Annotated in this window: 10 protein-coding genes; 9 read left to right on the top strand and 1 reads right to left on the bottom strand. The window is 48.0% G+C overall.

Features of this window, described 5'->3' with window-relative positions; all coding sequences use genetic code 11:
• Positions 1 to 79 precede the first annotated feature (79 nt).
• The 3 genes from HPY31_RS16075 to HPY31_RS16065 all read left to right on the top strand — a co-directional run bounded on the left by HPY31_RS16075 (position 80) and on the right by HPY31_RS16065 (position 6,615).
• Entirely contained in the window at positions 80 to 2,602 is a 2,523-nt protein-coding gene (locus HPY31_RS16075) for a PBP1A family penicillin-binding protein (RefSeq protein WP_172141524.1), read from the top strand.
• A 101-nt stretch (positions 2,603 to 2,703) separates the two neighbouring features.
• Positions 2,704 to 3,054 (top strand): hypothetical protein, encoded by a 351-nt coding sequence (locus tag HPY31_RS16070; RefSeq protein ID WP_015892537.1) that lies wholly within the window; start codon positions 2,704 to 2,706, stop codon positions 3,052 to 3,054.
• A gap of 243 nt (positions 3,055 to 3,297) precedes the next feature.
• Positions 3,298 to 6,615, top strand: coding sequence for a collagenase (locus HPY31_RS16065; RefSeq protein WP_172141523.1), 3,318 nt, complete (start codon positions 3,298 to 3,300; stop codon positions 6,613 to 6,615).
• A 145-nt stretch (positions 6,616 to 6,760) separates the two neighbouring features.
• Here HPY31_RS16065 and HPY31_RS16060 read toward each other — a convergent pair whose 3' ends face one another.
• Entirely contained in the window at positions 6,761 to 8,185 is a 1,425-nt protein-coding gene (locus HPY31_RS16060; protein WP_172141522.1) for a L,D-transpeptidase family protein, read from the bottom strand.
• A 96-nt stretch (positions 8,186 to 8,281) separates the two neighbouring features.
• On the opposite strand from HPY31_RS16060, the gene HPY31_RS16055 reads away from it, so the two are divergent.
• The 6 genes from HPY31_RS16055 to HPY31_RS16030 all read left to right on the top strand — a co-directional run bounded on the left by HPY31_RS16055 (position 8,282) and on the right by HPY31_RS16030 (position 14,218).
• Positions 8,282 to 8,992 (top strand): AAA family ATPase, encoded by a 711-nt coding sequence (locus HPY31_RS16055; RefSeq protein WP_172141521.1) that lies wholly within the window; start codon positions 8,282 to 8,284, stop codon positions 8,990 to 8,992.
• A 101-nt stretch (positions 8,993 to 9,093) separates the two neighbouring features.
• Positions 9,094 to 9,642 (top strand): RNA polymerase sigma factor SigX, encoded by a 549-nt coding sequence (locus HPY31_RS16050; RefSeq protein ID WP_172141520.1) that lies wholly within the window; start codon positions 9,094 to 9,096, stop codon positions 9,640 to 9,642.
• Complete coding sequence (locus tag HPY31_RS16045) at positions 9,639 to 10,814, top strand: anti-sigma factor family protein (protein ID WP_172141519.1); 1,176 nt, start codon at positions 9,639 to 9,641, stop codon at positions 10,812 to 10,814. The genes HPY31_RS16050 and HPY31_RS16045 overlap by 4 nt, the downstream gene beginning before the upstream one ends.
• Before the next feature lie 88 nt (positions 10,815 to 10,902).
• Positions 10,903 to 11,865, top strand: coding sequence for an ABC transporter ATP-binding protein (locus HPY31_RS16040; RefSeq protein WP_172141518.1), 963 nt, complete (start codon positions 10,903 to 10,905; stop codon positions 11,863 to 11,865).
• Positions 11,837 to 12,703 carry an ABC transporter permease subunit gene (locus HPY31_RS16035; RefSeq protein ID WP_172141517.1) on the top strand — a complete coding sequence of 289 codons (867 nt, stop codon included), beginning with the start codon at positions 11,837 to 11,839 and terminating at the stop codon, positions 12,701 to 12,703. The genes HPY31_RS16040 and HPY31_RS16035 overlap by 29 nt, the downstream gene beginning before the upstream one ends.
• A gap of 207 nt (positions 12,704 to 12,910) precedes the next feature.
• Positions 12,911 to 14,218, top strand: a complete 1,308-nt coding sequence (locus HPY31_RS16030; RefSeq protein ID WP_172141681.1) for a CitMHS family transporter — start codon at positions 12,911 to 12,913, stop codon at positions 14,216 to 14,218.
• The last annotated feature ends 72 nt before the right edge of the window (positions 14,219 to 14,290 follow it).

The raw sequence follows: 14,290 nt of genomic DNA, 5'->3' as shown, positions 1-14,290 counted from the left end.
AACCCAAAACAGAAACTTTTTTGAAATGGGACCGTCTATATAAGATGTGGGGGAGAGAGAGAATACCAGGAGGTAAATAATGGCAGCAAAGGCCAAGAAGAAAGTCAAGAAGAAAAAGAACAACTTGCTGATGATTGCCGTATCGTTTGCAATTTTCCTTGTCCTTAGTGTGATTGGGGGCTACTTCGCCCTGTTGTATGCGGGAGACCGGATGATTGAGCAAAACGTACAAAAGCTACAGGACTTAAAAGCAGAACCAACTGTCATTTACGACAAAAACGGGAAAGAGATAATTAGTCTGATTCGTCAGAAGAACCGTGAATACAAACCGATTAACGAAATGCCAAAGACCCTCATCGATGCGTTCCTCGCTGTAGAGGATAAGCGCTTTTATGAACATAAGGGCGTGGATATGGTTCGGATCGGTGGCGCCATAGTCAATGACATCAAAAAAGGATCGCTGGCTGAAGGGGGAAGTACGATTACCCAACAGTTGGCAAGAAACGTCTTTCTCACCCTAGATCAAACATTCTGGCGCAAAACAAAAGAAATGAGCATTGCGATTGGCTTGGAGCGTAAGTACTCCAAGGATCAAATTTTAGAGATGTACTTGAACCGCGTTTATTTGGGCGAAGGGGAATTTGGGGTAGAGGATGCTGCCCAGTATTACTTCGGCAAGTCGGTAAGTAGCGATAAATTTACCGTTGCAGAAGCAGCGATGCTGGCGGCGATTCCAAAAGCACCGAGCACCTATTCACCATTTAACAATCCGGAAAAAGCGAAGCTACGTCGAGACACCGTTATACGTCTGATGTATGAGCAAGGCATTATTACTAATGAACAAAAGGATGCAGCTCAAGCAGAGGCGTTGCCGACCAAACCGCATGAAGTGGCCGGTGGAAGCTTGAAAAAAGGCTATCGCGCGTTTTTTGATACGATGTTAAAAGAGTCCGAAGCAGAGTTCGGAGTAACGGAAGAAGAACTGTACCGCGGAGGCTGGGACATTTACACGACCTTTGATCCGAAAGTGCAGGATGCCATGGTAGAGGAATATGCCAATGCCAAAAACTTCCCGAAAGACGGCGCTAAGCGTGGTGTAGAATCATCGATGATTGTCATCGACGCGAAAACAGGCGGAATTGCCGGGATGATGGGCGGACGCAACTATGCGCCAAAAGGCTTCAACTATGCGACAGACATGAAGCGTCAGCCGGGCTCCAGCTTTAAACCGATTGCCGTATTCGCTCCAGCAGTCAATAAAGATATCAACAGATGGAACGCGAATTCGCAACTGAGCAACAAAAGGCAGAGCTTTAATGGCTATGAGCCGCGCAACTACAATAATCGCTACACGGAAACAGTAAGTATGAGCCGGGCGATGATCGACTCTGCAAATATCCCGCCTGTTTGGCTGTTAAATGAAATTGGGGTATCAGAAAGCTTGGCATACCTCAAGAAAGTCGGCATAGAGCTGACGCCGAATGACCGAAACCTGGCGATTGCTCTCGGGGGATTGAATCAAGGTATATCCCCGAAGCAAATGGCTCAGGCCTATACACCTTTTGCGAATGCAGGGGTAGTGTCCGAGGCGCACTCGATCAGCAAGGTCGAGAATAAGGATGAGGGTGTCGTCCGTGAATACCAGCCAAAACAATCGGAGGCACTGAAGCCGGAAGCAGCTTGGGAGATTCACACCATGCTGGAGAAAGCGGTTCAGGAAGGGACAGGGAAGGCAGCGCGTATCTCTGGCCGCCATGTTGCAGGTAAAACCGGTACGACCCAATCGATAGCAGGCGACAGCAAAGCAAACAAGGATGCTTGGTTTGTGGGCTATACTCCGGAATATGTCGGTGCTGTTTGGATGGGCTTCGATCCGGAGGACAAACAGCATTTGATGCACCAAGGAAGTAGCATGACGGCGCAAATGTTCTCTAAAGTGATGGGAACTGCTTTAAAAGGTGTGCCGTCATCGGACTTCGTTCGACCAGCAGGCGCCGTACAGCATAAGCAAGAAGAAGTTGAATCAGAAATCCAATTGGCTGCAGACATGACATTGGACACAAATACGAATAAATTGATGGTCGTGCTTAGCTGGATTGGTGGCTCTGACGGCGATACGTACGATCTTTACCGCATTAGCGAGAGCGGCGAAAAGAAACTCATCTCTGCGGGTATGAAGGATACCTCTTATGTAGATGTGTTGGATAGTCCGAGACAGTATCAGTATCAAGTCGTTCCACGAAATGCACAAGGCGAGGAAGGCACACCTTCCAAAACAGTCCCAATCGATTCCAAGAAGCTGGAGAATATGTTAAATCAAGATCCAGGTCATAACGAGGAAGGCAGCAATCAGGGACAAAATCCGGATGGCACGGGAAATGGCAACGGGGAAATTCCACCTGACCAAGGTACCGGAGAAACTGGTGAGCATACTAATAATGGAGGCGGTAGCCAACCGCCAAATCAGGGAACAGGTGAGGTTCCACCGGACATCATGAATCCAGTGCCTGGTCAGACAAATGGTTCTTCCAATGAAATTCAATTACCGCCACCTCCACAAGAGGATGGGCAGAACCAGTCCCCAGATGCTTCAAACGGCTAAAGATTAGCCCAGCAAGAACGATTCAAAACCGATTCGACTATTTGCACAGCTTCTTTCGCGTGGTACAATACCATTAAATCGGGAGACAGGGGGGACAGTCCATGTCTAGCTACGCACAAAGGGATCTACCCACATTTTTCAAAGAACAGTTACGCCAAACCAAGGTGAATTTTGAGCGAGCACTTGACTGTAAACACACCGATTTCGATGATCTTTACCCATACATGAACGAGCAGCCACAGTTCTTCTGGTACAAACGTTACGTGGCTTGGTCAGAACTGTTGACCGTCGTACGTCTAGCTGAACAATTGGGTATTGAGTGGACAGAGGATTTCAGTGAGCAGCAGGTAGAATTCATTCAAGGCAAGGTTCTGCAAGGAAAAGTGCTCGATTATTGGAACCCAGAAGAAGAACAAGAAGAATCGATGAGGGAATTGGAAGAAGAAAAATAAATGTGATCGTAAAAACATGGCGCGTTCCCATTGCGGGAACGTGCTTTTTTGCGTGCGCGAAGCAAGGCTCACTTTTGAAAGGAATAGTGTCTAATATAACATACATGTTTATGATTTTTTGTAAAAAAATGTATACACCCTTGCTCTTCTTTTCTGTTATATGCATTGGCATCATAATTGCAAATTTCTAACAGCGTGTCATTTATTTCATTCCGTTACCATTCAAAGGAGGTTTGCTCATTCATGAAGAAAAAGCGCCACACGGTACACACAAGCCGCATGATGGCTGGTGTTCTTCTCTCAACATCCTTTCTGTTGGGGACAGTTGGTACTCCTGCCCAAGCCTTGGCAGTCAAGGATTACGCGAGTGCGATCGGAAGGGATGCACATCAAAACGTTCCGCCTTCTGGGAAATATGTAGAGGGAAAGCTGGACCCAGTCACCTCGTTTCAGCATCAGTCCAGTGATAAAGCAGGGGAATATCCCCATCCAGTGGAGCCGACCTGGCGTGTAGAGGAGCAAGAGTCTTCGAACGAACAGCAGCGGAGCATAAAGGCAAATGCAGAAAAGTACGCGATGTCCGATTTGAACAAGCTCAGTTATGACGAATTAGTCAATGTACTGGTGACGGTCAGCTGGGAGCAGATTCCTGAATTATTCGATTTTACTCCCGATTCGTACGCCTTTTACAATGATCGGCAGCGCGTTCAGGCCATCATTGACGCATTGCAAGTCAGAGGCACACAATACTCCAGCAGCGATTCCAAAGGAATAGACACCTTGGTAGAGGTTCTTCGCTCTGGGTATTACCTCGGCTACTACCATCACGAATTATCCTATCTCAATCAGAGAAGCGAGCATGAAAAAGTGTTCCCTGCTCTACAAGCCATTGCAGACAATCCGAATTTCAAATTAGGGACAGATGCTCAAAATGAGGTGGTAGGTGCATTTGGTGGACTTATCGGAAACACATTTGTAAGCGCTTCCCTTGTGGAGGAAGCGGCACCGATCATCCGACAATACGAAGAACAAATGGATACTTTCATTACGCAGCGGAGTGCGGGAGATGCTGTATTCCGCATCATGAGCCAGGTTAGCTTTATTCTGATGTGGAAAGTGGATGAACCAACCAAGAAACAGGAGTTTTACGGCAAAATCGATACGTATCTGAACGAGTTGGGAAAACTCGCGATGCATGGCGATACGGATGAAGCGAAGGAATGGGTCCTCGACAATGGGTTTTATCATAGTGCGCATTTGGGAGAATACCATTCCAATCCGAATAAGGGCAACGAGGTCCTCACAGAAGCATTAGAGCTTTATCCGTATGTGGGACTTCAGTATATGCAGGTAGCGAAGCTGATCCAGACGGTCTATGGCGGAAAAAACGCTAAGGGAAGGGACATCCAGTTCAACAAGATTCGTGAGGATGCCATGGAAAAGTATTTGCCCAAAGAATACACATTTGATGACGGAAGCATCGTCATGAAAACAGGAGGGGATGTCACAGAAGAAAAAGTCAAACGGTTATACTGGGCGGCAAAAGAGGTAAAAGCGCAGTTTCATCGGATGGTAGGGCGAGATGAACCGATGGAGGAAGGGAACCCCGACGATATTTTAACCATGGTCCTTTACAATAGTCCTTCAGAGTACAAGATAAACAACCCCCTGTATGGCTATGAGACGAACAACGGGGGCATGTATATCGAGGGAAAAGGAACTTTCTTCACCTACGAACGAACACCGCAGCAGAGCACGTACACACTGGAAGAATTATTCCGCCATGAATTCACGCACTATTTGCAAGGGCGCTATGCCATACCTGGCTTGTGGAATGAAGGACCGATTTACAGAGACGAGAGACTGTCGTGGTTTGAAGAAGGAGGAGCGGAACTGTTTGCAGGCTCCACGCGAACAACAGGTGTTCTGCCTCGAAAATCCATGGTCAACAATCTGATTCGCTTTGGACAAAATAATTGGTATACAGCCTCTCAAACTTTGCACGCACGCTACGGCACGTGGGATTTTTATACGTATTCATACGCCTTGCAGTATCACATGATGAAAGAGGACTGGAACAAGCTCGATGATATCATGGATTACATAGAGGCCAATAACGTGGATGGTTATGACCAGTTCATCCGTACGCTCAGCAATGATTCAGAGCTAAATCGGGATTACCACCGAACAATGGAATCGTTGGTGGACAGCTATCCTGATCTGACCGTGCCGCTGGTGTCTGATGATTATCTGGTCACACCAGCCCCCAAAGCAAGTGCAGAAATCTACCAAGAAATTGCGGATGTTGTTGGATTGCAAAATGTGTCTACAAACAGGCATGATTCAGAGTTTTTCCAAACCTTTACGTTAACCGGGACGTACACGGGTACGCAGGCACAAGGGGAGAAGCAAGACTGGGAAACGATGAGTCGCATGACAGACGAGTTTCTAACTACACTTACTTCCCACCCGTGGAACGGCTACAAAACCGTAACCGCCTACTTTACCAACTATAGAGTAAATGCGTCCAATCAGTTTGAGTATGATGTCACGTTCCACGGAGTACTTCCAGAACAAGGAGATGGTGAGAACAAGCCACCTGTTATTGTCATGAACGGACCGTCAAAAGCAGCTGTAAACGAGGAGGTTGCATTCAGTAGTAACGGAAGCTCCGATCCGGATGGGAGCATCGTATCCTATCTGTGGGAATTTGGAGATGGCACAAGCAGTAGTGATGCCAATCCTACGCATGTCTACGAAAATCAGGGAGAATATACCGTGAAACTGCGAGTAACGGATGACAAAGGAGCGGTTACTGCGAAATCGATGACGATCACGATCGAGGAGCAGGGCGGAGAAATTGGGGAAAAGGAACAGGAGCCAAACAACAGCTTTTCAGAGGCAAATCCGTTGAAAAGCAATGTGGAGCTGAGTGGTCAAACAAGTAAACAGGACGACAAGGACATTTTTGCCTTGAAGGTATTGGGCAACGGAACGGTGAAAATCAACGTAACGAGTGAGCATGATACTGGTTTGAACTGGGTCGTTTTCCACGAGGATGATCTGAATCATTATTTCGCCTACCCCAAAACCTCAGGAAAAACGCTCTCTGGTGAGTTTGAAGCAACTCCGGGTACCTATTATTTGTCCGTGTACAACTTTAACGGTGAAACCATTCCATACAAAGTAACCGCGGAATGGCCAGAAGAAAATTCAGAACCAAGCGAAACGGAGCCGAACAATTCATTCGATGACGCTAATACACTACAGTTGGGCGAAGAGATAAATGGTCAAACCGATCGTACAGATGACAAGGACACGTACATGATTCAGGTTGAAGAGGAAGGGGTCGTTCAAGTTACGGTAAGTAGCGAGAAGGACGAAGGCTTAAACTGGGTGGTGTTCCATGAAGATGATCTCGAAACGTATTTCGCCTACCCCAAAACCACAGGTAAGAAACTGACTGGAGAATTTGAGGCAAAACCAGGGAAATACTACTTGTTAGTCTACAACACTAACAACACGAAGATTCCCTACAAAGCTATCGTGAACGCAGAGTAATCCCCTATTCATAGGAAGAAAAGCCCTTTCTACCCCCTTTTTTAAAAGGATAGAAGGGCTTTTTTTCGTTTGATAAGCGTCTGGTAAAAATCAGTGCGTAACGTTGTGACGTTCCGCACGTCTTTTCTTTACGTGGCTTAAAGAATCAATGGAGCCAATTGTAAATGACTTGTGGCGTCTCTTCCTCAGGACCAGCCGGGAGAACGAATGGAACAGGGTTGCTCCAAGGCTGGGCAGGGGACGGGGCATTGGAGATCATGAATTCTGTCCCCAGTGAAACAAAGCTGTACAATTCCTCGACAGCAGCATTGTACAAGCGAACACAGCCGAGTGAAACGGATGAGCCGATGCTCTCGGGATGGTTTGTCCCGTGGAGGGCATATCCGTTCTCCTGAAAGACCATGCCCCTCGTACCATAAATATTGTCATGTCCGCGAGGCTGATTGATTTTTTGTTGAATGGTATAGTAGCCTTCGGGTGTAGAGCCGTTTTTGCCTATAGCGACGGGATAGCTGCGTACGAGATGAGAACCGCTGATGAGCTTCAAGGTATGGGTCGATGTAGTCAATTGAAGCTGTAACGGTTCGAAAGGCGCGACTGGCTCCGGATAGCCGGGAAGCGGCAGTACATTGCGCAAGCTGTCCCATGCGGACTCTGGCAAGAAGGCTTTGGGATGATACGGATAGCTTTTTAACAAAAGTTTCTTTGGCGGTACTGGAATTTGCGGCAAATAATTGCCTGGATAAGCGCCAGCCAGATCAGACAGCTGGGCAGGCAACGTACCCGTTTGCTGATAGTAGCGATACAAGGCGTTTCGCAAGATCAGTACATGCTGGAGGGTTAGCTGCTCATCCGTGAGCTCTGCCTTTACTGAAGCAAGTGTCGGTTCTCGTTCCAATTGCACAGGTTTATCCCACCATTTTTCACTGAGAACAGTTCGACTTGTCGGATTATAACGCAGGATGCCTCGGACTTCGCGCGGCTGATAAAACAGCAAGGGACGGAACAACGGCGAACCAGGTACCTCTGGGACAACCAACACCGTAAAAGGCTGCGTTAGAGCTGGACGCCGGGACTCTACATACCGCCGGACCTGTTCAGACAGCTCACGGGCACTGAGTGTAGGAGGGACTGCAATGACCTCTACATGTGGCTGTGTTTGCCCAGGTGTCGGTACGGGCTGTTTGGCAGCCTGTGGCGTTGTCTCGGATGACGCATCTCTCAACGGTCCAGGCGAAAAAGCGAATTGAAAATAGAGAAACAAAAGGGAAGCCAAGAGTAAACGCATTCGACTGCCCAAGGAGCTGCGCTGTCGCTCACGCAGCAGTCTGTGATAAGCGTCACGCGTCTCGTTGTCATACGGGCCTTGCTTGGATACCAGGCCACGTCTATACGCTTCGAGAGCTTGTTCCGAGTTTCCTTGTGCTTCTCGTTCTTTGCCAAGGTGAAACCACCCGATGGCTTCGTTCGGATACTGAGTCGTATACCACCGGTAAAAGGCGAGGTCGCTCTGATCCGGATATTTCATATGAAATGTACTTTTTTCCTGAAGAAAGGAAACCTTGTCCACGGATGCTTCTCCCCCAAATAAATGAGCGTTTAAAAAGGCGCCCTTATTAGGATGTATCGGCGGGAGTCGGGAAAATAATGAGAGTGGAGGTCAAAAATGGTTTACTTACGAACGATCAAGCTGTTGCGAGAAAAATTCCCCAACACGAAAGAATATCCATTTCACTTGCCTTCCTTGCGCAAGCTGGAAGAGATTGAGCTTGCGAGCAGTGTCACTTTTTTTGTAGGAGAGAATGGCTCGGGTAAATCGACCTTATTGGAATCAATCGCCTATCAATGCGGTTTTCACACGGCTGGAGGATCGCGGCACAACTTTTATGAGGTGCATCGCTCGGAGGCGATTCTGGGTGACTACATACGCCTTTCCTGGCTGCCTAAAATAACGAATGGCTTTTTCCTACGAGCGGAGAGCTTCTATCAGTTTGCCAGCCATATCGATGAGATGGGCCCGAAAAGCTATCAACATTACGGCGGACGCTCGTTGCATGAGCAGTCGCACGGAGAATCTTTTTTCTCGTTGTTTGCCAATCGCTTCAACGGCAGGGGAATCTACCTGCTGGATGAGCCCGAGGCTGCTCTTTCACCGAAGCGTCAAATCGCTTTTTTGTACATGATGCGTGATTTGGTGGAAGAAGGAGCACAATTTATCATTGCGTCGCACTCGCCGATTCTATTGGGCTATCCCGGAGCGACTATCCTTAATTTTGACGAATCGCCGGTACAAGAGGTGAATTATCGCGATACGGAGCACTATCAATTGACGCGCCGTTTCCTGGAGAAGCCCGATCTATTTTTAGATGAAAAATAAATTTCATTCTTCCTGTCACAAAACTCGCTTTGGCGGTTTCTATTAGATGAACGAAGCAGTAGAGGCATTCGTTAATGGCGCACGCGGGAAGGAGGAATCCAGTGGAGGTGCAAGCAAACCTGGTGATGAACCATGCTCGAGCAGAGGATCATACAGATTCCTTTCAAGAATTGTTTACGACTTATTATCCGTTTGTAGTTCGACAGATCATGCGGATTGTGAAAGATCAACAAACGGCAGAAGACATTGCACAGGATGTATTTCTCTCCTTTTACCATACCGATCGCACGGTGATCGAACATATCCCGGCATGGCTGTCCAAGTCCGCGCTCTTCGCAGCGTACAATTATCTTCGTTCAGAAAAACGTAGGTACGCAAGACAAGAGCGAAGTACATCCGAGCAAGAACACGTCAGCCCTTCTTCAGAAGAGATGTGGCTTGCAAAAGAGTCCCAGAGTATCGTCCGCGATGTGCTAGAGGAGCTAGACGAGGGGGAACGAACCTTGCTGGTCATGAAATATTCCGGATTTCCTTATGCGGAGTTGGCGAAAGCGACTGGCACGCAGATCAGCTCAGTGGGAACACTCCTTGCGAGAGCGAAAAGTAAATTTCGTACCATATATGGCCGGATGAGGGGGGAAGAGGAATGAAATGCGCCGAGACAGGCTTTATCCAGGCGTTCTTGGATGGGGAATGCAGCTCAAAAGAAAGTAAGCAATTCCTGCTTCATCTGGAGTACTGTGAAACCTGCCGCACACAGCTAAACGAACTGTCTGCGTTGGATAGCTGGACTCGTGAGAAGATGGAGCATGCTTTTTCCGAGACAAACGGTGGGAAGGTCAATACGGAAGCAGCGTGGCAGCGATTTTCGCAATCCATCGAGAAAACGACTGACACCGATACACAAGAGCGACAAATGATAACCAATCGAGCAACAATCAGAAGGAGCTGGAATCAGATGAACAAGCAAACAAAAAGATGGGTAACAGGTGCTTCGGCAGCAGCAGTACTGGCTGTGTCCCTGTCTTTCCCCCAAGTACAAGCAGCAGCGAACGATTTTCTGTCCATTTTCCGCATGGATAAAGTAGAGTTTGTCAAAGTGACGCAAGAGGATCTACGAGAGGTCGAACAATGGATCGCTAGCGGCAATTGGGGCGAGACGGAATTGCCTGGGATTGGGAAAATCTGGATGGATAAAAACGATCAAGAGAAACTTGAGCAAAGAAGCCACTATTACAACAACAAGGAATCCGCTGAAAAGGCTGGCGTGAAGCTGCCACAGCTGCCGCAGGACGTCACGGTGGATAGTGTAGAGATCCAATCACCTTTTACTATGCACATGGAGATCGATGCCGATCGTGCAAACAAGCTATTGGCGCAATTGCAGGTAGAGGCGCGCTTTGATGAAAAGCTGAGTGGTAAACGCTTCTCCTTGAAGATCCCACAGATGCAGAAGGTTTGGATGACCGCAGGAAAAGAAAGCTATGGCTACTCTGTCATGGACGCACCTGAGCTAACTGCTCCTGAGGGAGTCGATCTGGCACAGCTTCGCGAGACAATCTTGGCCCTGCCGTTCATTCCTGATCAAGTGAAAAAGCAGATGATTAGCATCGAAGACTGGCAACATACCCTCCCTGTACCATACATGGCAGACGGCGAGAGTAAGATGAAGGAAGTAAAAGTGAACGGTCAAAAGGGAATGCTGATCACAGGTAAATACAATGTGCATCTGATGTGGCAGCAGGATGGACACATTCACATGCTGGAAGGCAGCGAAAAGAACGTGGATGGGCTGTTGGATTTTGCCAATCAACTGAAATAAGTAAAGAAAAAAGTCGGGCATTGGCAGAGTTTTCCTGAAAAGGGGGCTCTGCTTTGTCCCGTTTTTCATGGAGAAAGTGAGGTAAGCGATGTCAGATTATGTGATTGAGACTTGGGACTTGACCAAGCAATATAACGGCAAGGCCGGCTGCAAAAATATTACGCTACAAGTACCGCGCGGCTCCGTATTTGGTTTCCTCGGGCAAAATGGAGCGGGTAAAAGTACTTTTGTCAGGACGATGCTCGGGTTACTGCACCCAACGAATGGCAAAGCGGTTATGCTGGGTGAGCCGATTGGTAGTGTAGAATCGCGAAAAAAGGTAGGGTACTTGCCAGAGCTGTTTCGCTATCCGGATTGGTTGACAGGTCAACAGCTTTTAGAGCATCATGCCGAGTTGTGTGGATTAACACATCGCGAGAGCAAAACAGTCATAAAAAATGTCGTTGAGCTGGTCGGAATGGCTGGACGCGAGCGTGAACGCATCCGGGGCTTTTCCAAAGGCATGCAGCAGCGTATTGGGATTGCCTGCGCCCTCTTATCCGATCCAGAGCTGATCTTTCTCGATGAGCCGACCTCCGCGCTGGACCCAATCGGGCGAAAAGAAGTACGCGAGCTGATCGCAAGGCTGCGTGACCAGGGAAAGACGGTTTTTCTCAACAGTCATCTCCTGAGTGAAATGGAGAGTGTGTGCAACTACGTTGGGATTATTCATCGCAGTGAGCTGGTTGTACATGGCGACTGGCGCAAGCTGAGCAGCGTCCAGCCACAAATTGAATTGACTGTGGACAAGGATAGCGCTGGCTTTCATAACGAGCTTCCTTCTTTCGTCACAGAGAGTCGTCTCGTTAGACAAGAGGAAGACCGTGATACATGGTTAATGACGCTGGATCAGGACAATCGGGTACCCGCTCTGTTGCAACAGTTGATCGCATCCGGGGCTGGGGTACATGAAGTCGTGCGCAAGCAGCAATCACTGGAAGAGGTATTCCTGTATTGGGTGCAGAGAAAGGAGGAAGAACGACATGTGGCCGATCATCAAAATCACGTATAGAGAAATGATCTCCAAGCGTATTTTCACGATTACGTTGATCATGTCACTGGCCTTCTTGCTGCTGTTTGGACTTGCCACAGGCTATGCCGTCAAGGAAATGAAGGACTCATTCGGGGGCGCAGGTCCAGAAGCTTTGCTACAAAAAAACTTCTTTTCCACGCAGCTCTTGGGAATGGGCTTGTACTTTGGCTCCGTTATTACAGCACTCCTGGCGATTTTGAGCAGTGTCGGGAGTATTGCATCTGAAATTGAGAGCCACCAAATCGACACGTGGCTGGCCCGCGCCCTTCCTCGCTACAAATATGTATTGGGGAAATTTTTCGGGTTGGCAAGTATGTTGGGGCTTTACGCACTCCTGATGTTCGCTGGACTTTTGGCGATTAACCAATGGGTGGGTGGCGGTGCGTTAGCTGTTCAGGTAAGTGGAGCCCAAATCCTGAAAGCAGCAGCTTTCTTCGTAAGTATGCCGATCATTCTTGTCTGTGTAGCCATGCTCTTGAGCAGTGTGACTACAACAGTAACAGGCGGTATTATCCTGATCATTCTGTACGGGATCAGCTTCATCGGTGGCTTTATCGAGCAGCTTGGTGTTGCCTTTAGCAACAGCTCACTCACGAACATCGGGATTATTTCCAGTCTGGTTTTTCCAACCGATTCGTTATTCAGGCAAACGACGCTCTCGCTATTTGACACAGCGGACGATCCGTTGTCCTTTGCTTCACAAGGAATTTTCGGTACGACTTCTCCGCCGAGTACTGCCATGCTCATCTACACCATTCTCTATGGCATCGTGGCACTGGGGTTGTCCATCCGGGTGTTTCAAAAGCGAGATGTATAAAATACAAGAAAGAACGGCTGATTCGTGCCGTTCTTTTTCTTTTCGCCCTTGCACGGCGATCACCGTGCGCATTTCATGATTTTTATGAAGTTAATAGAGGAAATGCGGTTAAAACAGTTTATGCGCATATTCTATTCGGATTTTTACGAACATTGCTATAATGACAGCACGATATGAAAGCGCATTCTTGCAAGGGGGAACTAGCGTATACTGGCATTACTTGGATTTCTCATGGTAGCCGTTTTCATGTACTTGATTATGTCGAGACGGCTTTCGGCATTGGTTGCTTTGATTGTCGTTCCTGTTGTATTTGCGTTGATTAGCGGATTCGGTACAGAAATTGGCGACATGATGCTTGCGGGCATCAAGAAAATTGCGCCTACGGGAATCATGCTGTTGTTTGCCATTCTGTACTTTGGAGTCATGATGGATGCAGGTCTGTTTGATCCATTAATTAAAAAAATCGTAAAAATGGTGAAGGGTGACCCACTGAAGGTGATTGTAGGTACAGCGATTCTCGCTACCTTGGTCGCACTGGATGGAGATGGAACCACGACTTATATGATTACCGTCACCGCGATGCTACCTTTGTATCGCAAGCTGGGAATCAGACCGATGATTTTGGCAGCCATGGCGATGCTCTCACTCGGTGTCATGAACATGACGCCTTGGGGTGGACCGACAGCACGTGTCATGAGTGTACTCCATATGGATGTTTCCGAGATTTTTGTCCCTGTGATTCCTATGATGATTGGCGGAATTGCGTGGGTGATGATCGTAGCCTGTATTCTGGGCAAACAAGAGCGTAAGCGTCTGGGGATTATTGAGATACCAGATGAAGATTTGAAATCGCTTGCAGGACAAGAGGTGGCGGCGACGGATGAGACCGCTGCACTGAAACGTCCGCGTTTGATCTGGTTCAATCTGTTGTTGACCGCAGCTCTGATGGTCGGCCTGATTACGAGCTTTTTGCCACTGCCGACGCTGTTCATGCTCGCTTTTGCCATTGCCCTGTTTGTAAATTATCCGAAAATGCAAGATCAGAAAGAGCGAATTGCCGCCCACGCCGCTAACGCACTGGCTACTGTGTCCATGGTTTTCGCTGCGGGTATCTTTACCGGCATCCTGACTGAAACGAAAATGATCGATGCGATGGCGAGCACACTCGTTTCCTGGATTCCGGATTCACTTGGTTCCCATATGCCTCTACTCGTAGCGCTGACAAGCATGCCATTCACGTATTTCATGTCGAACGATGCGTATTACTTCGGGATCGTTCCCATCCTGGCAAATGCAGCAGCCGCTTACGGAATCGATCCGGCGGAAATTGGTCGCGCTTCCATCCTGGGTCAACCGTTGCATGTACTCAGCCCGTTGTTTGCAGCACAGTACCTGTTGATCGGAATGGTTGGGGTCGATTATGCAGAAACTCAAAAGTTCATCCTGAAATGGGCGTTTGGAACATCGATCGTGATGATTGCGCTTGCTCTTCTTACCGGAGTCATCTCATTTTAGTTAATGATAGAAGGAAGAAAGGAAAAAGAGGCCTGCTCATGGCCTCTTTTTCGTCATCGAGCGAAATGAGAT

It is taken from the genome of Brevibacillus sp. HB1.3, from assembly GCF_013186635.1.
In the GTDB taxonomy this organism is placed as follows: domain Bacteria; phylum Bacillota; class Bacilli; order Brevibacillales; family Brevibacillaceae; genus Brevibacillus; species Brevibacillus brevis_D.
This window is presented reverse-complemented; position numbering and strand designations above follow the sequence as displayed.

Coding starts and splice junctions, on each gene's coding strand:
- HPY31_RS16075 (WP_172141524.1), top strand. CDS start 80: ATGGCAGCAAAGGCCAAGAAGAAAGTCAAGAAGAAAAAGAACAACTTG.
- HPY31_RS16070 (WP_015892537.1), top strand. CDS start 2,704: ATGTCTAGCTACGCACAAAGGGATCTACCCACATTTTTCAAAGAACAG.
- HPY31_RS16065 (WP_172141523.1), top strand. CDS start 3,298: ATGAAGAAAAAGCGCCACACGGTACACACAAGCCGCATGATGGCTGGT.
- HPY31_RS16055 (WP_172141521.1), top strand. CDS start 8,282: ATGGTTTACTTACGAACGATCAAGCTGTTGCGAGAAAAATTCCCCAAC.
- HPY31_RS16045 (WP_172141519.1), top strand. CDS start 9,639: ATGAAATGCGCCGAGACAGGCTTTATCCAGGCGTTCTTGGATGGGGAA.
- HPY31_RS16040 (WP_172141518.1), top strand. CDS start 10,903: ATGTCAGATTATGTGATTGAGACTTGGGACTTGACCAAGCAATATAAC.
- HPY31_RS16035 (WP_172141517.1), top strand. CDS start 11,837: ATGTGGCCGATCATCAAAATCACGTATAGAGAAATGATCTCCAAGCGT.